We start from the raw sequence: 20,175 nt of genomic DNA, 5'->3' as shown, positions 1-20,175 counted from the left end.
CAATGCGTCGCTCAAGGATGCGACCAACAAGGCCCTGACCGCGGCGGCCGCGCTCGGCGCGGACGTCGAGGTTCTGGTGGCCGGCGAGAACGCCAAGGCTGCAGCGGACGCGGCCGCAAAGCTTGCCGGTGTGAAGAAGGTGCTGCTCGCCGACGGCGCGCTCTACGCGCACGATCTGGCCGAGCCGCTGGCCGCGCTGATCGTCTCGCTGGCACCGTCCTATGACGCCATCGTCGCGCCCGCGACCTCGCGCTTCAAGAACGTGATGCCGCGCGTCGCGGCCCTGCTCGACGTCATGCAGGTCTCGGAAATCACCAAGGTGGTCGCTCCCGACACCTATGAGCGTCCGATCTACGCCGGCAACGCCATCCAGACGGTGAAGTCGAAGGACGCCAAGAAGGTCATCACGGTGCGCACCTCCACCTTCGCCGCAGCAGGTGAAGGCGGCAGCGCGTCGGTCGAGAGCGTCGCGGCGGCGGCCGATCCGGGCCTGTCGTCCTTTGTCGGCGAGGAAGTCGCAAAGAGCGACCGTCCCGAACTGACCTCGGCCAAGATCATCGTGTCTGGTGGCCGCGCCATGCAGAGCCGCGAGAATTTCGCAAAGTACATCGAGCCGCTCGCCGACAAGCTTGGCGCCGGCGTCGGCGCTTCGCGGGCGGCGGTGGATGCGGGCTATGCGCCGAACGACTGGCAGGTCGGCCAGACCGGCAAGGTCGTGGCCCCCGAGCTCTATGTCGCAGTCGGCATTTCCGGCGCGATCCAGCATCTGGCCGGCATGAAGGACTCCAAGGTGATCGTCGCGATCAACAAGGACGAGGACGCGCCGATCTTCCAGGTCGCTGATTACGGCCTGGTCGCCGACCTCTACCAGGCGGTTCCGGAGCTGACGGCCGAACTCGGCAAGCTCGGCAAGTAAAACGCGCTAAAACACCGGCCGGAGCTATAAACTCCGGCCGGTGTTGCTTTTTGAGGCGTTTTCTTGGCGCGGGACACGCCTTCGAAGCGATCCAATCTAGGTTTCGAGGCCGGGTTCTGATTAAATCAGACCTCCCGGCTCAGGGGGATAGGCAGGCGCGGTTGATAGCGCGCCGTTCCGGTGGATGACATTATGGCGGCAGTAATCAAGAAGGTCGGCGTGATCGGCGCGGGGCAGATGGGCAATGGCATCGCACATGTCGCTGCGCTGGCCGGCTTCGACGTGGTGCTCAACGACATTTCGACCGACCGCCTCAAGTCAGGCATGGCTACGATCAACGGCAACCTGACGCGCCAGGTCTCCAAGAAGGCCGTTAGCGAGGACGACAAAGCCAAGGCGATGGCGCGTATCGTGGCCGGCGAGAAGCTGGACGACCTCGCGGACTGCGATCTCGTGATCGAGACCGCGGTCGAGAAGGAAGAGGTCAAGCGCAAGATTTTCCACGATCTCTGCGCGGTGTTGAAGCCGGAGGCGATCGTTGCCTCCGATACCTCCTCGATCTCGATCACGCGGCTCGCCGCCGCCACCGACCGGCCCGAACGCTTCATCGGCATTCACTTCATGAATCCGGTGCCGTTGATGGAGCTGGTGGAGCTGATCCGCGGCATCGCCACCGACGACCAGACCTTCGAGGCGTCAAAGGAATTCGTCGGCAAGCTCGGCAAGCAGGTCGCGGTCTCCGAGGATTTCCCGGCCTTCATCGTCAACCGCATCCTGCTGCCGATGATCAACGAGGCGATTTACACGCTGTATGAAGGCGTGGGCAATGTCGAGGCGATCGACGCGGCGATGAAGCTCGGGGCGCACCATCCGATGGGCCCGCTGGAGCTCGCCGATTTCATCGGCCTCGATACCTGCCTGTCGATCATGCAAGTGCTGCATGAGGGCCTCGCCGACTCCAAGTACCGCCCGTGCCCGCTGCTGGTGAAATACGTCGAGGCGGGCTGGCTCGGTCGCAAGACCCAGCGCGGTTTTTACGACTACCGCGGCGCCAAGCCGGTTCCGACGAGATAAGCCGGTCTCGCGCCCCGGCTCTGCGTCGCGTCATTGCATGGCGCGCCGCGTCCGGAACACGGACAAAGCCCCACCTAGGGCGTTTCGTGGCAATTCATGTCCCGTTAACCGCTCGCGTCTAGGTTACGGCCGGTACGAGGGTTTGCGTAATGGACATGATGGCGATGGTCAGCAGCATGCTGGCCTCTCAGCAAGGCGCGCTGCAGTCGAATATCTCGGCGACGCTGATGAAGCAGAACGCGGACGCGGAGAAATCCACAGTCCTGACGCTGCTCGGCGCCGGACAGCCCTCGCTTGCCAATGTCGGCGCCGGCGTCGGCAGCAGCCTCAACGTCACCGCCTAACATCATCGCTTAGAACGACGCGGCGGCTTTGCCCGCCGCAGCCCGGATCAGCTTGAGCGCATCTTCGCTCGCCCATTCCGCCGGCCCCGCGATCGTCGCGATCTCGCAGCCTTGGGGATCGACCAGCACCGAGGTGGGCATGCCTAACGCCCGTCCTATCGCCTTAAGATCTTGAAAAACTTTGGCTTTCTGATCATTGAAATAACCGAGCCTGATAAGATTGGCCTCTTTCAGGAACGTCTTGGGCTTCTCGGGGTCGCGGGTGTCGATATTGATCGCCACCACCTCGAAATTCGGGCCCGAAAGCTTGCCCTGGAGCTCGTCCAGCGCCGGCATTTCCTTGCGGCAGGGCACGCACCAAGTGGCCCAGAGATTCACCAGCAGCGTCTTGCCGCGGAAATCCGACAGCTTCTTCGGCCTGCCGTCGGCGTCCTCGAAGGCCAGGTCCGGCAGCTTCAGCGGTGCGGTCGCCATGGTCAGCGCCGCCACCTCGCCATGGGCGAGCGGGGCGATCTTCTGTGCCGTGTTCACCGCCGCCCGGCAGGCGGGATCGCCGGATGGGGACCGGCCCAGACCGAGCCCGTACAGCGCGGCAAAGCCAGCCAGGCCCCCGACCACGACGGTAGCGATGACGACGGGGATGCGGCGCGTGGCCGACCGTGCTTTCGTTTGGTCGAGCCTGTCGTTGGGGTCGAGCATATCGTTTGTCATCCGGTCGCAGATATGGCTATCAGAGGCCTCTTAATACGGCTGGCAGCCGTCAGCAAACGTGCGGCGGCGACAGGCAAGGCGTGAGCAGGGGATCATGAGCAACAAGATGTGGGGCGGCCGGTTCTCGGAACGCCCCGACGAGATCATGGAAGAGATCAACGTCTCCATCGACGTCGATCGTCACCTCTTTGCCCAGGACATTGCCGCGTCCAAGGCCCACGCCGCGATGCTGGCCGCACAGGGCATCATCACGGCCTCTGATGCGAAAAATATCGGCAGGGGTCTAGACACGATTTTGTCAGAGATCGGCAAGGGCGGCTTCGAATTCAAGCGCGCGCTCGAGGACATTCACATGAATGTCGAGAGCCGCCTGTCCGAGCTGATTGGCCCTGCCGCCGGCCGCTTGCACACCGCGCGCTCGCGCAACGACCAGGTCGCGACCGATTTTCGTCTCTACGTCCGCGATGTCCTCGATGAGACCGACGCCGCGCTCGCCGCATTCCAGCGGGCGCTGGTCGAGCGCGCGCTGGAGCATGCCGGGACGGTCATGCCCGGCTTCACGCACCTGCAGACCGCGCAGCCGGTGACCTTCGGCCACCATCTGCTCGCCTATGTCGAGATGGCCGCGCGCGATCGCGGCCGTTTCCAGGACGCGCGCAAGCGGCTGAACGAATCCCCGCTCGGAGCTGCAGCGCTCGCCGGTACCTCGTTCCCGATCGATCGTCACGCCACGGCGAAGGCGCTCGGTTTTGATCGTCCGATGGCCAACTCGCTCGATGCGGTTTCCGATCGCGACTTCGTGCTGGAGACGCTGTCGGCGGCCTCGATCTGCGCCGTGCACATGTCGCGCTTCGCCGAGGAGATCGTGATCTGGACCTCCCCGCTGGTCGGCATGATCCGCCTCAGCGACAAGTTCACCACGGGATCCTCGATCATGCCGCAGAAGCGCAATCCTGACGCCGCCGAGCTGGTGCGCGCCAAGACCGGCCGCGTGATCGGCGCGCTCAATGGGTTGCTAATCGTGATGAAGGGCCTGCCGCTCGCCTATCAAAAGGACATGCAGGAAGACAAGCAGGGCGCGATGGAAGGCTTCGCCGCGCTGTCGCTCGCGATCCGCGCCATGACCGGCATGGTCCGGGATCTCGTACCTGATGAAGCGAAGATGAAGCTTGCTGCAGGCGAGGGCTACGCCACCGCGACCGATCTTGCCGACTGGCTGGTGCGGACGTTAAAGATGCCGTTCCGCGAGGCCCATCACGTCACCGGCCGCATCGTCGCGAAAGCGGCCGAGGGCGGCGTGGCGCTGCACGAGCTCCCGCTCAAGGAGATGCAGGCGATCGAGCCGAAGGTTACGAAAGACGTGCTTGGCGTGCTCTCGGTCGAATCGTCGGTCAAGAGCCGGACCAGCTTCGGCGGCACCGCGCCGAAGAACGTGGCGGCGCAGGCCAAGGCCTGGCTGAGGCGGCTGGAAAAAGAGCGAAAATTGGGCTGAGGGCAAAATTTCGCTTATGTTTCATGATCATCCGGGTCTCGCCAGAGCGCGCCAATCTCTGTATGGTGCGCCGCGCGTAGTGGGGATTTCGTCGTGACGTCAAAGTTTCGCCCGGCCGGCTCGGGGTGGGCCATCATTGTCTTGAGCCTGACGGCGCTCGCGCTTGCCGGCTGTGGCCGCAAGGGCCCGCTGGATCTGCCGCCGACTGCTTCGAGCGCGTCCACAGCCAACGTCGCACCGCCGACCGACACCGAGGCCGAAGCCCAGAGGACGCCGAGCGTGTTCAATCCCACCTATGGCGCGGACGCCGCACCGGCGGCGACCAAGGGCAGGAAGAAACCGTTTATCCTCGACCCGCTGCTGGACGAAAGACCCAGCCGATAGGCTGGGGCAACTGAGCCAACGCCATGAACCATTTTGACTATCGCAACGGCGTGCTGCACGCCGAGGCAGTGAACCTGTCCGAGCTGGCTGCAACCGTCGGCACGCCGTTCTATTGCTATTCGACCGCAACGCTCGAGCGGCACTATCGCGTTTTCACCGACGCTTTCGCCGGCGAGAAGGTGCTGGTCTGCTACGCCATGAAGGCGAATTCCAACCAGTCGGTGCTGCGCACGCTGGCCAGGCTCGGGGCCGGCGCGGACGTGGTCTCCGGCGGCGAATTGAAGCGCGCGCTGGCCGCCGGCATTCCGGCAAACAAGATCCTGTTCTCCGGCGTCGGCAAGACGGAAGACGAGCTGCGAGCGGCGCTGGCCGCCGACATTCTCTGCCTCAACGTCGAATCCGAGCCCGAGCTCGAGTTGCTGTCGCGCCTTGCGACCGAGACGGGCAAGACCGCGCGGATCTCGATCCGTGTCAATCCCGACGTCGATGCCGGCACCCACGCAAAGATCTCGACCGGCAAGTCCGAGAACAAGTTCGGCATCCCGATCGCGCATGCCCGCGAGGTCTATGCCCGGGCCGCGAAGCTGCCGGGCATCGAGGTCACAGGCACCGACGTGCATATCGGCAGCCAGATCACCGACCTGTCCAAGATGGAGATCGCGTTCCGCATCCTCTCCGAATTCGTGCAGACGCTGCGTGCCGACGGCCACAACATCTCGCATGTCGATTTCGGCGGCGGCCTCGGCATTCCCTATTACATGGACCGCGAGGCGCCGCCTGCGCCAGACGCCTATGCCGCGATGGTCAAGCGCGTCAGCCACAATCTCGGCTGCACGCTGATGTTCGAGCCGGGGCGCATGATCGTCGGCAATGCCGGCATCCTGGTCGCCAAGGTGATCTATGTGAAGCACGGTGACGGCAAGAATTTCGTCATCATCGACGCCGCCATGAACGATCTGATCCGTCCGACGCTGTACGAGGCCCATCACGACATTCTGCCGGTGACACAGCCTGCGAAGGGGGCCGCGACCATGATGGCCGACGTCGTCGGCCCGGTCTGCGAGACCGGCGACTACCTCGCGCTGGATCGCACGCTGCCGACGCCAAAGCCCGGCGACCTCATCGCCATCATGACCGCCGGCGCCTATGGCGCAGTGCAGGCCGGCACCTACAATACGAGGCCGCTGGTGCCCGAAGTGCTGGTGAAGGGCGACCAGTACGCCGTCGTGCGTCCGCGCATCGAGGTCGAGCAATTGATCGCGATGGATACGCCGGCGCCGTGGCTGTGAGGCTGTGATTGTTCACGATGAGCGCAGCTACCGCTGCGCCCATCGCTGCATTGACCCCTACTTCTTGAACCGGTCCTTGATTGCGGCGAGGCCGGAATCATAGACGCCGCCGAGGGCATCGACCGCTTCCTTCTCTCGCCCCGGGTCGGGCGTGTAGATGCCGGTCCATGTCACCACCGACGCGCCTTCACCCTTTGCCGTGACCTTGATGGTCGACTTATACTGGCTCACCGGCAGTGGGCTCGACAGGAACGCGTAGGAATAGCTGTAGTCTTTGTCGTTCCGCGCAGTCTGCGTCTCCACGAACGAAGCCTTGCCGTCCCTGGTGACGAGCGTGCGGGTTGGCGGCGACTTGCCGTCCACAATGCACTGCCCCACCGGCGGCAGCCAATCCTTGATCGCGCAGAACGGCCCGATAACGGACCACACCTCGGCCGCAGCGCTGCTGACCTCGATGCTCCTCGTCAGATTGGCAGCGGACGCCGGCATGACGCCGACGCCCAGGCCGAGGGTGCAAATCGCGGCGCTGCGAACCGAAACGAGCAATCTGGAAGCCGCTGAATCGTATTTCTTCATGGTAATCTCCTGTGTCCGGCGGGCCATGATTGCGGCGGCCGGCTTGCCAATGCCGGTCGAATAGACGCTCACCACGGTCCGCGGCCAGTTCAGAGAATGAATCGCTGCTGATACAGAAACTGAACTAGGAAGCCGCGCGCCGCGGCCCTAAGGTTGCGCCTTCGCTTGTCACGGAGGCCCGCATGACCATTGGCAGCTACAGGCAGTTCTGTCCGGTCGCGATGGCGGCCGAGATATTATGCACGCGCTGGACCGTCGTGCTCCTTCGCGAACTCATTGCCGGATCGACGCGCTTCAACGAGCTGCGCCGCGGCGTTCCGCGGATGTCGCCTGCCTTGCTCTCGCAACGTCTCAAGGAGCTCGAAGCCGCCGGCATCGTTACGCGGCGGGCATCGGCTTCCGAGCGCGGTATCACCGAATATCTGCTGACCACAGCCGGACGCGAACTCGGCCCAATCGTGGAGGCGTTCGGCATCTGGGGCCAGCGCCGTATCGAGTCGGATCTGTCGCTTCAGCATCTCGATGTCCAGCTGTTGATGTGGGACATGCGGCGGAATTTGAACACGACGCCGATGCCGACCCGCCGCAGTGTGCTGCAGTTCGCGTATCCGGAATTGCCTTCGACGCAGCGATTGTGGTGGCTGATCGTCGATCCCGACGACAGTGTCGACCTCTGCTCGATTGATCCCGGTTTCGATGTTGACCTTTACGTGTCGGTTGATCTGCGCACCATGACGGCGATCTGGATGGGACTCGATACCGTGCGCGCGGCCGTCGCAAGCCGGCGGATGCTGCTCACCGGCGACCGGCAGCTTGCCGCGGCCATGCAAAGCTGGCTGGGCCTCAGCCCGTTCGCCAAGGAACGCAAGCTGGCGAGCTGATCCAGGGCGGCGCAATTCAGTATTTGTATCGCCCCGCTACAGTTCCCGTACTGGCGAGCCCCGGCCGTGTTCTGGCACCCAAGTGATGCCCGCCCCTATCAACGCGGAGCTGAACTCGAGCCAGGAGACGCGGCATGACAGCCTATCTGATCGCAGACATCAAAGTGACCGACGGAAAATGGGTGCCGGACTATGCGGCCTCCGTTCACGACCTCGTGCACAAGCACGGCGGCAAGTACCTCTCGCGCAGCGGCAACGTGAAGACGCTGGAAGGTGCCCCTCTCGACACCTCGCTGATCGCGATCATGTCGTTTCCGACGGTGAAGGCAGCAGAGTCCTTCGTCACTGATCCCGCCTACAGCCGCTTCGCGGCAGCGCGCAGGGGCGGCAGCGAGAGCCGCTTCCAGTTGATCGACGATACCGACTTGGCCGGCACGATCCCCTATCTCGCCAAGGCTTGAACTGCGTCTTCGTCAAAAACTCGGCGCGCAGGCGCAGACCTGCCCGGCCAACACAGGAGATTGGAATGAACGATTCACTCGCCGGCGCCGGCTTGCTTCGCATGCTTTTCGTAGCTTGCAGCGTAGCCTTCCTCCTCGGACTTTCCGGCGTCGCGTCGGCCCGGGTCACACGGTGCGACATTACGTGGGTCAGCTGCAACAACACCTCTGCGAAATGCTCGAGCGAGAGACGATGCATGCGCAGGTGCGACGAGAAGTATATCAAATGCAGCGGGGGCTCGGCCTCCTTGCAACTGGAGCAGCCGATCGACCTTCTGGAACTTGGCAGACGCCGCTCGTAGCAGATCGATCCAAGGAGGACAGCGTAGCGCCGGTCGCCGGCGCTGCGCTTTCGTGTTGGGGCTAGCTGGGTGGCCTGCCGCCAACCACAACGCCCGCCTTCTTCTCGATCGGCTTGATCGCCACGGTGAAATCGGACTCGGCGCCTTCCGCGCTGATGACCGTCTCCCACAACCGGCCGACCGCATCCGCGACCTCCATCGACAGGCCGAGCTGCTTCATTTCCTCCAGCGCCAGCCGCACGTCCTTCACCATCAGTCCCGTGGCGAAGCCGAAGTCGAAGCTGCGCGGCAGCACCGAGCGCGGAAACTTGTCGCGGCTCGCGGTGTTCATGCCGGAGCCGGCATTGATGACGTCGATCATCACGGCGGGATCGAGCCCGGCTTTGACGCCCATCACCACCGCTTCCGAGGTCGCCACGATCGCGGTGGCCGACAAGAAGTTGTTTGCGAGCTTCATGGTCTGCGCCGCGCCGGGCTTCTCGCCGATGAAGAACACTTTTCCGATGATGTCGAGCGCGGGCTTGAGCAGCTCGAACTCGGTCTTTGGCCCCGAGACCATCACCGCCAGCGTGCCCTTCTCCGCGCCGCCGACGCCGCCGGAGACGGGGCAGTCGATCTGCACGATGTCATGCTTGGCGAGCAGGCTGTGAATCTTAACCGCCATCGCGGAGCCGACCGTGGAGAGGTCGATGAAGCGCTTGACGCGGCTCCCCTCGATCACGCCGTTCGGCCCCGTCGCAACCGCGAGCGAAGCCTGCAGCGAGGGCAGGCTCGCCATGACCGTCTCGACCTGGTCGGCGACCTCCTTCGGCGACGTCGCTGCAGTGGCGCCGCGCGCCACCAGCTTGTCGACGACCTCCCGGCGCGTGTCGAACACGACGAGCCGGTTGCCGGCCTCGATCAGCCGCCGCGCCATCGGGAAACCCATGTTTCCGAGGCCGATGAATCCGATGTCCATGGTGTTTCCTTGTGTTTGTTATTCGTCGTTGTACCGCGACCCACGGGCCACACACTCGCTGTCGTCCTGGCGAAGGCCCGGACCCATTACCCCGGCTGCGGTCGCTACGCGTAACCTTTGCATCACATCCAACGGTGGCTATGGGTCCTGGCTTTCGCCAGGACGACGGTGGGGAGGGACGATGCGCCCCTCCTCACTTCGATGCCGCCCCCTCACGCCTTGCCGTCGATCTCCGCGAACACCTCGCGCGCGATCCGAAAACTGTCGACCGCGGCCGGCATGCCACCATAGATTGCGACCTGCATCAGGATCTCGCGGATCTCGTCGCGGCTGACGCCGTTGGTGAGTGCGCCCTTCAGATGCGCGCGGAATTCGTGCTGACGATTGAGGATCGCGATCATCGCGATGTTGAGCATGCTGCGGGTCTTGCGCGGCAGCTCCTCGCGGCCCCACACCGTGCCCCAGCAATATTCGTTGAGCATCTCCTGGAACGGACGGTTGAAATCGTCGACGCTCTTCAGAGCGTTGTTGACATAGGCCTCGCCGAGCACCGCTTTGCGGACTTCCAGGCCCTTGTCGTGCATCTTCTTGTCCATGGCGTTTCCTTCTTTTTCCTTGGATGGCGGCGCGGAAATTACGGGGTTGCGGCGGGCCAGTCACGTCCTCGTGTTATGCGGGAAAAGGGGTGTCTCCCGTACAGGAACGGATGCCTCAGTGCTGCCGTTGTGGTACGCTTCTCTACCGGGCAACCTGGAGAGTTGATTGAACGGCGTCACCCCCGACCCGTCAGACCCGATCCGCGATGGCGACGCTCTGTCGCGGCTGAAGCTGGCGCAAGCCCTGCAACGGGCCACTTATGCCATCGCGTGGGAGCGTGCCTGGCCAAATTTGGCGCGGCTTCTTACCGTCGTCGGTCTGTTCCTGGTGGTGTCCTGGGCCGGCCTCTGGCTGGCGCTGCCGTCCATTGCCCGCGCCATCGGTCTTGTCGTTTTCGCCGGCGTTGCGATTGCCGTCCTGTTCCCATTGAGTCGCTTCCGCTGGCCGAGCCGCGAGGAGGCTCTGGCTCGGCTCGACCGCGGCTCTGGCATCCGTCATCGGCCGGCCACCACGCTGACGGACACGCTGAGCTCACAGGACCCGGTTGCGCAGGCCTTGTGGCGGGCGCAGCGCGAGCGCACGCTGGCTTCCATCAAGCGCATCCGCGCCGGTCTGCCGCAGCCCCGGCTCGCTCTGCATGACCCCTGGGCGTTGCGCGCGCTGGTCATGGTGATGCTGGTTGCGACCTTCTTCGCCGCTGGCGACGAGCGCGCGATGCGGCTCGGGGCTGCCTTCCACTGGAACGGCGTGCTGGCGCCGACGAATGTTCGCGTCGATGCCTGGGTCACGCCACCGCTCTACACCGGCAAGCCGCCAATCATCCTGTCGGCGGCGAACAAGGAGGCCGCGGCGCTGCCGGCCAGCGGGCCGCTTGCCGTTCCCGCAGGCTCGACCCTGATCGTGCGCTCGTCCGGCGGCAGCCTTGATGTTGTCGTCTCCGGCGGCCTCAAGGAAGTCGCGCCCACCGAAGCCGCGCCCAAGGGTACCAACGAGAAGCATTTTGCCATCAGCGGCGACGGCACCGCGCATGTCCGCGCTCCCTCCGGCCAGCCGCAATGGGTGTTTGCGGCAACGCCAGACCGTGCGCCGACGATCGCACTGGCCAAGGATCCCGAGCGCCAGGCCCGTGGCGGACTCCAGCTCACTTACAAGGTCGAGGACGATTACGGCGTCACTGGAGCCGACGCGCAAATCGGCCTGCGTACCGTCGATGCCAAGGATGGCGTCAAGGATGGCGTCAAGGAGGCCGCCGCGCGGCCGCTATTCCAGCCTCCGCAATTCCCGCTCGTGCTGCCGAATGCGCGTACCCGAAACGGCGTCGGTCAGACGGTGAAGGACCTCAGCGAGGATCCCTATGCCGGCGCCGACGTCACGCTGACCCTCACCGCCAAGGACGAGGCGGGCAACGAGGCCAGGAGCGAGCCCTTCAACATGCGTTTGCCCGAGCGACTGTTCACCAACTCGCTCGCGCGCGCGCTGGTCGAGCAGCGCCGCATCCTCGCGCTCGACGCCAACAAGAACTCGGATGTCTACGCCGCGCTCGACGCGCTGATGATCGCACCCGAATTGTTCACGCCGGATGCGGGCTGCTATCTCGGCCTGCGCAGCCTGGCGCTGCAGCTGGAAGCCGCCCGCACCGACGACGCGATGCGCGATGTGGTGAAAAGCATGTGGGCGTTCGCGGTCACCATCGAGGACGACGGTGTCGCCGGCAGCGTCAACACCGCGCTGCGTTCGGCCCAGGACGCGCTCAAGCGGGCGCTGGAACGCGGCGCCAGCGAGGACGAGATCAAGGCGCTGACGCAAAAGCTTCGCGAGGCGATGGCCGGCAAGGTGCGCGATCTCGCCCGGCGCGCCGAGCAGAATCCGCTTGGACCCCGGCAGCCTTTCCCGGCAGAGGTTCAGCTCATCCTCGACAAGTCAGTCGAGCTGAAACAAAAGACCCAGAACGCCACGCCCGAGCAGCTCGAAGAGCTGGCGAAGCAGCAGGACGCATTGCGCGAGCAGCTTCAGGCCTATCGCAAGTCGGCGAACAACCGGGCGAAGGCGGGTAACGACGGGGCCAACCAGTCGACGCGAGACCGTAAATGCGGAAGCTAGCACGCGTGCCAGTCTTGAAGGCGATCTCGATCGCTTGCCTCGCCTTCCTGTTGGGAGGCGTCTCGCCCGTGGCTGCCCAGCAGGATCAGGATGTTGATGCTCTGCTCGATGGCGCTGAAAAGGCGATGCAGGATTCCGGCGACAGTCTCAGGCAGAAGGAATCCGGCAAGAGCCTGAACAATCAATCCGATGCGATTCAGAAGCTCGAGGACTACAAGCGCGCGACGGAAAAGAGCCAATCCTCCAATCGCGATCGTTCCGTCATCACGCAGCGCGACCTGGACGAATTGCTGAAGCAAATCGAGAAGGCCGCGCGCGAAGGCAATAAAGAAGCGGCCCAGCGCATGCTCGAGCAGCTCGCGCAGATCATGGAAAATCTCCAGATGGCGCAGCCCGGGCAATCCGGCGACAGCGACATGGAGCAGGCGCTCAACGAGCTCAGCGACATGATCCGCAAGCAGCAGCAATTGCGCGACAAGACTTTCAAGCAGGGGCAGGATTCCCGGCGTGAGCGCTCGCGCGGCAAGCAGCAGGGCGACCAGTCGATGTCGGACCTCCAGCAGGATCAGCAGTCGCTGCGCGACCGGCTGAAGAAGCTCCAGGACGAACTCGCCAAGCGCGGCCTCACCCAGAAGGGGCAAAAGGGCCAGAAGAGCCAGGGCCAGAAGGGGCAAAAGGGTCAGCAGGGCGAGCAGGGACAGCCGGGCCAGGATGGCGATCAGGACGGTGACCAGGGCGATGACGACGGCAGTCTGGACGCCGCCGACGGGGCCATGGGCGATGCCGGCTCGCAGCTCGGCGAAGGCAATTCGGACGGTGCCGTGGACGCGCAAGGGAAAGCGCTCGAGGCCTTGCGCAAGGGCGCGCAGAAGATGGCCGAGGCGATGCAGCAGGGCGATGGCGACGGGCAGGGCGATGGTCCCGGCAACCGGCCCGGCCGTCAGCAGAGCGGCGGCAATCAGACCGATCCGCTCGGTCGCCCCCTTCACGGCCGCGATCTGAGCGACGACTACACGGTCAAGATCCCCGGCGAGATCGACGCCCAGCGCGTCCGCCGCATCCTCGAGGAGCTCCGCCGCCGCTTGGGGGACAGCTCGCGCCCGCAGATCGAGCTCGACTACATCGAGCGGCTGCTGAAGGATTTTTGAGTTCTCTGTCATCGCCCGGCTTGACCGGCGATCCAGTACTCCGAGACGGTTGTGATTCAATCGAGAGGCCGCGGCGTACTGGATGCCCCGGTCAAGCCGGGGCATGACAGCGGAATACGTGGCGCCCCGACGCCGCTATCCCTTCTTCGCCGCCAGCGCATCCGCCACTGCCGTGCGGATGTCGGCGACCGAGAACGGCTTGGTCACGACGTCATGCACCAGCGCATTGAGGTTCGAGGCGCGCTCGCGCTGGTCGGCAAAGCCGGTCATCAGCAAAATGGTCAAATCGGGGAAATCGCGTGCGACGGAAAGCGCCAGCGCGATGCCGTCCATCACCGGCATCTGGATGTCGGTGAGCAGCAGGTCGAACCCGCCGTCCGCGCGCGTGAGGATTTCCAGCGCCTCGGCGCCGTCTTGCGCAGTGACGGTCTCGTGGCCGTCCATGGCGATGGCGCGCGCCACCAGCTGGCGCATCGAATCCTCGTCGTCGGCAATCAGGATTTTGGACATGAGACCAACCTTGGGATCAATCTCGCGACCAACTTTGCCTGCGAGACCTGCGAAATCGATTATACGCTGCCACCGGCGATGTCGCGCCGGTTGAAGAAGCGAACGTCGATATTGCGGCCCTCCGGCGGCGGCGAGGCCAAACGCGAGCGGAAGAAGGCGCGCTCGCCGGGCTGTAGCACGGTCTGTTCTAGGACGGCGTTCCAAGCGTAGATTTCCGCGCCTTGCGCGTCGCGCACCGCGAAGCGCAGCCGGGGAATGTCGAGCGGCTTCTTGCCCTGGCCCACGATCACGCCCTCGATCACCAGCACCTGCTTACCGTCCACGGTCTCGCTGGAGAGCTTGACGTCCTTGAAGGCCAGTGCGCGCAGGTTAACTTCGAGGCCGACCATCCTGTAGAAGGCGGCCGTCTGCGGCAGCAGCCGCACCATATCGCCGCGCCAGATCACCAACGCCAGCACCAGCGCGCCCATGGCGGCGCAGGCGGTCGGCAGGCCGAAATGGGATTTTCGCGGGGCCGCCGTGGCCACCGGGCGGCGCACTCGGGCGCCGCGGCGACTGCCGAACAGGCCACGGAACCAGGACTGGTGCTGCTCGCCGACGACTTCCTCCTCGACGGACCGGGCGGCCGCGGACCATTCGTCCTCGGTGTCGGTGGCTTCCTGGTCCGGCCAGTCGCTGGCGATCGAGGGGCTGTCAACGACAGGCGCGTCATCGGCGCCGTCGTCCTGGGCATAGGAGTTCCACTGCTCGGCGAGATCGGACTGGTCGTCGGCCCGGCTGGCCGCGGCCATGGCCGGGACAGATGCCTCCTCGATGGCATCCTCGGCATGGGCGACCCAGGTTTCCTTGCAACGGGAACAGCGCACGGTCCGGCCATTCGCCCCAAGGCTCGCGGGCTTGATGGCGTAGGATGTCGTACAATGAGGGCAAACGATATGCATGGACGAGCCTTGATGCATGGCCAAGTCGTGACGGTGACACGGTCGCGGAGAACCGAGCGGGAAAGATGCTACCAATTATGCTACAGGACGACCGTTAACGAACCGGAAACCATAACGGCCGCAAAACCCGCTGATCGCGTGTGGCGGAGCACAGCCGTGCGGCCCGCGGCCTCTCTCGAACGGAGCTGAGCTTGGTTCGGTTCGAAAATGTCGGATTGCGTTACGGCCTGGGGCCCGAGGTCCTGCGCGACCTCAACTTCCAGATTCCGGCGCATTCCTTCCAATTTCTCACCGGCCCGTCCGGCGCCGGTAAGACCTCATTGCTGCGCCTGTTGTTCCTGTCGCATCGCCCGACGCGCGGCCTCGTCAATTTGTTCGGTCACGACATCTCGCAACTGGGTAAGGACGAGATCGCAGACTTGCGCAAGCGCATCGGCATCGTGCTCCAGGATTTCCGCCTGCTTGACCACATGACCACCTATGAGAACGTCGCGCTGCCGTTCCGCGTCATGGGCCGCAGCGAATCGAGCTACCGCAAGGAGGTCATCGATCTGCTGAAATGGGTCGGGCTCGGCGAACGCATAGACGCGCTGCCGCCGATCCTGTCCGGCGGCGAGAAGCAGCGCGCGGCAATCGCGCGCGCGGTGATCTCGCGGCCGCAGCTGCTACTGGCCGACGAGCCGACCGGCAGCGTCGATCCGACGCTTGGCCGCCGCCTGCTGCGGCTGTTCATCGAGCTCAACAAGTCAGGCACCGCCGTCATCATCGCCACCCACGATATCGCCCTGATGGACCAGTACGAGGCGCGACGCTTCGTGCTGCACCAGGGACGGCTGCACGTCTATGAGTAGGCCCGACGAGCGCGGCGTGCTGGTCGATCTCGGGCAGGAGGGGCCGCCGCTTCCGGCCCGGGCGCGCAACATGTCGCCGATCGTGCCGCGCGCCTCGATCCACGGCCGCGCGCTCGTCGCCGTCGTCGCCATCATGACCTTCCTGGCCTCGATGACGACCGGCACGGTGCTGCTGGTGAGCGCCTCCGCCGCCGAATGGCAGTCGGATGTCGCGAGCGAGATCACCATCCAGGTCCGCCCGCAGACGGGCCGCGATCTCGAACGCGACACCGCGGCGGTGACCGAGGCCATGCGCGCGCAAGCCGGCATCGTCGAGGTCAAGCCGTTCACGAAGGACGAGAGCGGCAAGCTGCTCGAGCCCTGGCTCGGCACCGGGCTGTCGATGGACGATCTGCCGGTGCCGCGCATGATCATCGCGCGCGTGCAGCCCGGCACGGCGCTTGATCTCGGCGCTCTGCGCGCCCGCGTGACCCAGGTGGCGCCAAGCGCCAGCGTCGACGATCACCGCGCCTGGATCGAGCGCATGCGCTCGATGACCAACGCCACCGTGCTCGCCGGGCTCGGTATTCTCGCGCTTGTCATCGTCGCCACCATCATCTCGGTGTCGTTCGCGACCCGGGGCGCCATGGCGGCGAACCGTCCGATCGTCGAGGTGCTGCATTTCGTCGGCGCCGGCGACCGCTATATCGCCAACCGCTTCCTGCGTCATTTCCTCAGGCTGGGGTTGGAGGGCGGCGTGATCGGCGGCGGCGCCGCCATGCTGGTGTTCGGCTTCTCCGAGTCGATTGCAGGCTGGTTTTCCGGCACCCCCGTCGGCGACCAGTTCGCCGCGCTGCTCGGCACCTTCTCGCTGCGGCCGTCCGGCTACATCGTGCTCGCGGTGCAGGCCGTGCTGATCGGCGCCATCACCGCGGTCGCCTCGCGCCAGACGCTGTTCGCGACGCTGAATGATGTCGATTGAGGCCGACAAACCGGACTCCACTTCGCCTCAAAACGTCCTAAAATCAACTCTGGGAAGGGATCACCGACATCACATGACCGCGCCGACCGACGATCGATCGCCGAAACTGCCGCGCGGCTGGCTGCGCGCGGCCGTGATGTCGGCGATTGCGCTCGCCTTCGTCGGCGTGGCGGTGGGCTTCATCGCGTTTCTGTCGCAATTGCGCGGCGCCGAGATCGCGCCGGACCGCAAGGCGGACGGCATCGTGGTGCTGACCGGCGGCTCCTCGCGGGTGTCGGATGCGATGGAGCTGCTCGCTGCCGGCTACGGCAGGAGGCTCCTGATCTCCGGCGTGCACCCGACCTCGACGGCGAGCGACATCTCCCGGACGTTGCCGGAGAACCAGTCCTTCATGCGTTGCTGCGTCGATCTCGACCGCACCGCGGTCTCGACCCGCGGCAATGCCGCGGAGGCGCGGCGCTGGGCCGCGGGACGCGGCTTCAAATCGCTGATCGTGGTCACCTCGAACTATCACATGCCGCGCGCGCTGGTGGAATTCTCGCATGCGATGCCGGAGACGACACTGATCCCGTTCGTGGTGGTCGGCGACAAATGGCGCGAGGAGCCGTGGTGGACCTCGTCGTCCACCTTGCGGCTGCTGCTGTCGGAATATGTCAAGTACATCGCGGCCGAGCTCAGGGTGCGGCTGGAGGATTTCGGGATTGACCTTTCGCCCGAGATGTCGGAGCAGCCTTCCGGGCTGCAGCCGAAGCGGCCCGCCACCGCACAGGCCAATTGATCGGCAACTGATCGGCATTGATCGGATCCTCGATGTTCTTGATTTTCCTGCGATCGCTCGTCTTCAACGTGCTGTTCTACACCGTGCTGGTGTGCCTCGCGATCGTGGCGCTGCCGACCTTCGCGTTGCCGCCGCGCGCCATGCTCACGGTCGCGCAATGGTGGGCGAAGGCGACGCTGTTCCTGATGCGGGCGGTCTGCAACATCAAGGTGGAATTCCGCGGCCTCGACAAGATTCCGACGGGACCATTGGTCGTCGTGGCGAAGCACCAGTCATTCTGGGAGACGTTCGTCTTGCCGGGCTTCTTCGACCGTCCGATTTTCATCCTCAAGCGTCAACTCATGCAGATCCCGGTGTTCGGTCAGTTCCTGGTCAAGACCGGGATGATCGCGATCGACCGCAATGCCGGCGTCAAAGCGCTTTTGGACATGACGCGGCGGGCGCGGGAGGCGGTGCGCAGCGGCGGGCAGCTCGTGATCTTTCCCGAAGGCACGCGCCGCGCCCCGGGCGCGCCACCGGACTACAAAAGCGGCTTCGCGCAGATCTATTCGTCCTGCGGCGCGCCGTGCCTGCCGATCGCGCTCAATTCCGGCCTGTTCTGGCCGCGCCGCACCTTCATGCGCTATCCCGGCACGCTGGTGGTGGAGTTCCTCGATCCGCTGCCGCCGGGCTTGCCCAAGGACGAGTTTCTCTCCCGCGTGCAAACGGCGATCGAAGACGCGACCGGCCGCTTGGTCGAAGCGGGTCGCAAGGAGCAGGAGCAGCTGATCGGCTCGGCGCCGAGCTATGCGCCGTTGGAGAACTAGCGGTTTTCCCGATTGTCCACCGGAGCCGGGGCGTGCGGAGAATGCGCATCCCCATGCAGCATCATGGCAAGCAGATGCAGCTGCGCGTCGCGAAAGCCTTCGGCCTCGATCGCCTTCACCGTCGCGGTCACGTAGTCGCGGTTGGCGCCGGACTGGCCGTGGCCCTGGAGCACGTGGCGATGCTGGTCGGTGAGCGACAGCCGGCCGGCATATTGCACATGGCCGCGATCGACGACATAGGCGAGCGCGGAGACGCGCTGCCGCGCATCGTTCTCCAGCCACACCGAGCGCATGACTTCGCGATAGACCGACGTCACCTGCTCGCGCGCGCGCAAATAGGCCACGACGTCGGCGCGGTTCTTTTCGGCGACGCGGAAGGCGATGCCGCGGCAGGCGCCGCCGCGGTCGAGGCCGAGCACCAGACCCGGCTTCTCCGGCGTGCCACGGTGCACGAAGGAATAGACGCAGAGTGCGCGGTGCTCGCCGACCAGCCGCGCGGGGACGCGCTCCTCGAATTCGAAACCCGGCCGCCACATCAGCGAGCCGTAGCCGAACACCCAGAGGTCGCCTTTGGCTGTGGTGACGGAGGGGAGGGTGATTTCCGACATTTCGGGCACGGCTACCAGAACCGCGCTCCCAAGCGAAGCGAATTCTCCGCCTTTCGAAGCACGCCAACCTCGCTTACATTTGACAAAATCAGGGGTCAAAGGGTCGCCGCATGTCCGATATGACCATTGCCGCACGCCGGCGCTCCCGCTGGGGCCTTTTCATCGCCCCTGTCATCCTCCTGATCCTCGCGGTGGCGTGGAGCGGCTTCTGGTTCTATGCGGCGTCGCAGGCCGAAATCGCCGCCGATGCCTGGCGCGCGCAGGAGGCCAAATCCGGCCGCGTCTATGATTGCGCCAAGCGCTCGATCGCGGGCTTCCCCTTCCGCTTCGAGGTCCAGTGTTCGGGCGCCAGCGTCGCCCTGGTGTCGCAGAACGCCAGCAAGACGCCGTTCACGGCGAAGCTCGACAACATCCTGGTCGTCGCCCAGGTCTACGATCCCAAGCGCGTCATCGCCGAATTCACCGCACCCGCGACGGTCACTGACGGCGTCACGCAGAGCACCTTCGTGGTGAACTGGAGCAAGGGGCGCAGCAGCGTGGTCGGCCTGCCCGCCGTGCCGGAGCGCGCCTCCATCGTGTTCGAGGAGCCGACGGTCAATCGTGTCGACGGCAGCGTGCAGGTGCCGCTCGCGCGCGCGAAACAGGTCGAGCTGCATGGACGCCTCGCGGATGGATCGCCGTCCGATCATCCCGTGATCGAGACCGTGCTCCAGATCGCGCAGGGCAGTATCCAGGGCGTTCATCCGCTGCTCGCCGAGCCGTTCGAGGCCGACACGCGGGCGAAGATCACCGGACTGTCCGACCTCACGCCAAAGCCGTGGCCGCAGCGCTTCCGCGAGATCCAGGCCGCCGGCGGCCATATCGAGATCGTACAGTCCCGGATCCAGCGGGGCGAGATGATCGCGGTTGCGGCCGGCACGCTCGGGCTCTCGGCCAACGGCCGTCTCGATGGCGAATTGCAGATGACGGTGACGGGCCTCGAGCGCGTGATCCCCGCGCTCGGCATCGAGAAGATGCTGGAGGAGGGGGTGCCTCAGGCGACCCTCGATCGCGTCGCGCCGGGCGTGAAGTCGCAGGACCTCAACAATCTGTTCGGTGCGCTCGACCGCGCCGTTCCCGGCCTCGGCAAGGTCATCAAGCAGAACGCCAATGCCGGCGTGGCCGCCGGCATCAATTCGATCGGCACCGAGAGCGCGCTGGAAGGCAAGAAAGCTCGCAGCTTCCCGCTGAAGTTCGTCGACGGCGCCGTGCTGCTCGGCCCGGTCAAGGTCGGCCAGATCCCGCCGCTGTATTAGGTCGTGAATTCATAAATCTGCCGGGCGGACAGCTTGGTCCGCCTGACGCGTTTGAAGCTGTGAACAGATGGCTTCCGAGGAGCTTCTTGTTAGCGCTGGTGATGCAACCCGCGAGGTCCTCTCCGGCGTCGGGCGAGGAGTGTGTCAGTTGCG

General features: G+C 65.1%; 22 protein-coding genes. 15 read left to right on the top strand and 7 right to left on the bottom strand.

Annotated elements, in window-relative coordinates; all coding sequences use genetic code 11:
* The 3 genes from IVB48_RS26405 to IVB48_RS26395 form a co-directional block, all read left to right on the top strand.
* Positions 1-916: FAD-binding protein (locus IVB48_RS26405; protein ID WP_247404351.1), on the top strand; the 916-nt coding region annotated here is incomplete at its 5' end.
* A 192-nt stretch (positions 917-1,108) separates the two neighbouring features.
* Positions 1,109-1,990, top strand: coding sequence for a 3-hydroxybutyryl-CoA dehydrogenase (locus IVB48_RS26400; RefSeq protein ID WP_007597339.1), 882 nt, complete (start codon positions 1,109-1,111; stop codon positions 1,988-1,990).
* Between the two features lie 149 nt (positions 1,991-2,139).
* A complete protein-coding gene (locus tag IVB48_RS26395) occupies positions 2,140-2,334 on the top strand; it encodes a hypothetical protein (protein WP_247357793.1) in 195 nt (64 codons plus the stop codon).
* Between the two features lie 9 nt (positions 2,335-2,343).
* Here IVB48_RS26395 and IVB48_RS26390 read toward each other — a convergent pair whose 3' ends face one another.
* Positions 2,344-3,033: a TlpA disulfide reductase family protein gene (locus IVB48_RS26390; RefSeq protein ID WP_247404348.1), complete on the bottom strand. Its 690-nt coding sequence runs from the start codon at positions 3,031-3,033 to the stop codon at positions 2,344-2,346.
* A 106-nt stretch (positions 3,034-3,139) separates the two neighbouring features.
* Here IVB48_RS26390 and argH point away from each other — a divergent pair, with 106 nt between their 5' ends.
* From argH to lysA, 3 genes are all read left to right on the top strand, one after another.
* A complete protein-coding gene (argH, locus tag IVB48_RS26385; RefSeq protein WP_247285813.1) occupies positions 3,140-4,537 on the top strand; it encodes an argininosuccinate lyase in 1,398 nt (465 codons plus the stop codon).
* Positions 4,538-4,630: 93 nt separating this feature from the next.
* Positions 4,631-4,921 carry a lipoprotein gene (locus IVB48_RS26380; RefSeq protein WP_247285814.1) on the top strand — a complete coding sequence of 97 codons (291 nt, stop codon included), beginning with the start codon at positions 4,631-4,633 and terminating at the stop codon, positions 4,919-4,921.
* A 23-nt stretch (positions 4,922-4,944) separates the two neighbouring features.
* Entirely contained in the window at positions 4,945-6,210 is a 1,266-nt protein-coding gene (gene lysA / locus IVB48_RS26375) for a diaminopimelate decarboxylase (protein WP_247404345.1), read from the top strand.
* A gap of 57 nt (positions 6,211-6,267) precedes the next feature.
* Here lysA and IVB48_RS26370 read toward each other — a convergent pair whose 3' ends face one another.
* The gene (locus tag IVB48_RS26370; RefSeq protein WP_027514154.1) at positions 6,268-6,786 is read right to left on the bottom strand and encodes an SRPBCC family protein; all 519 of its coding nucleotides are present in this window, start codon (positions 6,784-6,786) and stop codon (positions 6,268-6,270) included.
* Between the two features lie 182 nt (positions 6,787-6,968).
* Here IVB48_RS26370 and IVB48_RS26365 point away from each other — a divergent pair, with 182 nt between their 5' ends.
* Positions 6,969-7,667: a helix-turn-helix domain-containing protein gene (locus tag IVB48_RS26365; RefSeq protein ID WP_027565615.1), complete on the top strand. Its 699-nt coding sequence runs from the start codon at positions 6,969-6,971 to the stop codon at positions 7,665-7,667.
* 134 nt (positions 7,668-7,801) lie between these two features.
* A complete protein-coding gene (locus IVB48_RS26360; protein ID WP_027565614.1) occupies positions 7,802-8,128 on the top strand; it encodes a DUF1330 domain-containing protein in 327 nt (108 codons plus the stop codon).
* A 402-nt stretch (positions 8,129-8,530) separates the two neighbouring features.
* Here IVB48_RS26360 and IVB48_RS26355 read toward each other — a convergent pair whose 3' ends face one another.
* Both IVB48_RS26355 and IVB48_RS26350 read right to left on the bottom strand, forming a co-directional pair.
* Complete coding sequence (locus IVB48_RS26355) at positions 8,531-9,427, bottom strand: NAD(P)-dependent oxidoreductase (RefSeq protein WP_247404342.1); 897 nt, start codon at positions 9,425-9,427, stop codon at positions 8,531-8,533.
* 212 nt (positions 9,428-9,639) lie between these two features.
* Positions 9,640-10,023, bottom strand: a complete 384-nt coding sequence (locus IVB48_RS26350) for a carboxymuconolactone decarboxylase family protein (protein ID WP_027514149.1) — start codon at positions 10,021-10,023, stop codon at positions 9,640-9,642.
* Positions 10,024-10,189: 166 nt separating this feature from the next.
* Between IVB48_RS26350 and IVB48_RS26345 the strand changes: the two genes are divergently transcribed.
* Together IVB48_RS26345 and IVB48_RS26340 are read left to right on the top strand one after the other, a co-directional pair.
* Positions 10,190-12,124, top strand: coding sequence for a TIGR02302 family protein (locus tag IVB48_RS26345; RefSeq protein ID WP_247404340.1), 1,935 nt, complete (start codon positions 10,190-10,192; stop codon positions 12,122-12,124).
* Complete coding sequence (locus IVB48_RS26340) at positions 12,112-13,272, top strand: DUF4175 family protein (protein WP_007597314.1); 1,161 nt, start codon at positions 12,112-12,114, stop codon at positions 13,270-13,272. The genes IVB48_RS26345 and IVB48_RS26340 overlap by 13 nt, the downstream gene beginning before the upstream one ends.
* A gap of 135 nt (positions 13,273-13,407) precedes the next feature.
* Here the strand turns inward: IVB48_RS26340 and IVB48_RS26335 are convergent, their stop codons facing one another.
* Both IVB48_RS26335 and IVB48_RS26330 read right to left on the bottom strand, forming a co-directional pair.
* Complete coding sequence (locus IVB48_RS26335) at positions 13,408-13,782, bottom strand: response regulator (RefSeq protein ID WP_027565610.1); 375 nt, start codon at positions 13,780-13,782, stop codon at positions 13,408-13,410.
* A 59-nt stretch (positions 13,783-13,841) separates the two neighbouring features.
* Positions 13,842-14,723, bottom strand: a complete 882-nt coding sequence (locus IVB48_RS26330; protein ID WP_247404337.1) for an MJ0042-type zinc finger domain-containing protein — start codon at positions 14,721-14,723, stop codon at positions 13,842-13,844.
* 191 nt (positions 14,724-14,914) lie between these two features.
* Here IVB48_RS26330 and ftsE point away from each other — a divergent pair, with 191 nt between their 5' ends.
* From ftsE to IVB48_RS26310, 4 genes are all read left to right on the top strand, one after another.
* Complete coding sequence (ftsE, locus tag IVB48_RS26325) at positions 14,915-15,574, top strand: cell division ATP-binding protein FtsE (RefSeq protein WP_247404334.1); 660 nt, start codon at positions 14,915-14,917, stop codon at positions 15,572-15,574.
* Complete coding sequence (locus IVB48_RS26320; RefSeq protein WP_027514144.1) at positions 15,567-16,535, top strand: ABC transporter permease; 969 nt, start codon at positions 15,567-15,569, stop codon at positions 16,533-16,535. Before ftsE ends, IVB48_RS26320 begins: the two co-directional genes overlap by 8 nt.
* 73 nt (positions 16,536-16,608) lie before the next feature.
* Positions 16,609-17,313, top strand: coding sequence for a YdcF family protein (locus IVB48_RS26315; protein ID WP_247404331.1), 705 nt, complete (start codon positions 16,609-16,611; stop codon positions 17,311-17,313).
* A 32-nt stretch (positions 17,314-17,345) separates the two neighbouring features.
* Positions 17,346-18,119: a lysophospholipid acyltransferase family protein gene (locus IVB48_RS26310; protein ID WP_027565607.1), complete on the top strand. Its 774-nt coding sequence runs from the start codon at positions 17,346-17,348 to the stop codon at positions 18,117-18,119.
* Here IVB48_RS26310 and IVB48_RS26305 read toward each other — a convergent pair.
* On the bottom strand, positions 18,116-18,727 hold the full coding sequence (locus IVB48_RS26305; protein WP_247404328.1) for a gamma-glutamylcyclotransferase: 612 nt from the start codon (positions 18,725-18,727) through the stop codon (positions 18,116-18,118). The genes IVB48_RS26310 and IVB48_RS26305 overlap by 4 nt on opposite strands.
* Before the next feature lie 110 nt (positions 18,728-18,837).
* Between IVB48_RS26305 and IVB48_RS26300 the strand changes: the two genes are divergently transcribed.
* Positions 18,838-20,022, top strand: coding sequence for a DUF2125 domain-containing protein (locus IVB48_RS26300; RefSeq protein ID WP_247404325.1), 1,185 nt, complete (start codon positions 18,838-18,840; stop codon positions 20,020-20,022).
* Positions 20,023-20,175: the final 153 nt, after the last annotated feature.

It is taken from the genome of Bradyrhizobium sp. 76 (assembly GCF_023073025.1).
Classification (GTDB): domain Bacteria; phylum Pseudomonadota; class Alphaproteobacteria; order Rhizobiales; family Xanthobacteraceae; genus Bradyrhizobium.
The sequence above is the reverse complement of the archived record's forward strand: the minus strand, read 5'-3'. Positions and strand labels throughout refer to the sequence as shown.